The 493-nt window shown below is 66.3% G+C and carries 1 protein-coding gene; it reads right to left on the bottom strand.

Going from position 1 to position 493, the window contains the following annotated elements; genetic code table 11:
- On the bottom strand, positions 1-493 hold a 493-nt coding region (locus RM844_RS32220; protein ID WP_311670994.1), incomplete at both ends, for a WSD1 family O-acyltransferase.

The following is a 493-nucleotide window of genomic DNA, read 5'->3' as shown; positions in this document are numbered from 1 at the left end:
CTGCGGCATCGCGGACTCCACGACCGTCAGTTTCTCCGAAAGCCCTGCCACCCTGCGGATCTCGCGGAATTCCTCGACCATGCCGTCGGTGACCTCGTGGGGATCGTCGACCGTGGCGTCGTCGGAGAGCACCGAGATGTTGAGCTGGTCCACATAGCTCCACACCGTGATGTTGAGCCCGCTGCCGGTGGTGATCGGACCGACCGAGTAGATCTCGGTGACCGTGGCCCCGCCGACCTTGCCGCGTTCCCGCGGCCCCGGCACGTTGGAGATGTTGAGGTTGAGCACCTTGTTCTGGCCATCCTTGTGGGACAGCCATTTGAACGCCGCCTCGACCGGAGCGGGCGGCATGTATGCGGCCCAGCGCGCGATCAGTTCCGGACCGATGAGTTGATGGCTTTCCTTGGCCAGCGCGGCGGCGTCGTGTGCGCGCTGCACCCGCTCGGCGGTGTCGGCGACGTCCACCGGCAATGCCACCAGCACGCCGCTGAAC

This window comes from Streptomyces chisholmiae (assembly GCF_031845445.1).
Taxonomy (GTDB): Bacteria; Actinomycetota; Actinomycetes; order Streptomycetales; family Streptomycetaceae; genus Streptomyces; species Streptomyces chisholmiae.
This window is presented reverse-complemented; position numbering and strand designations above follow the sequence as displayed.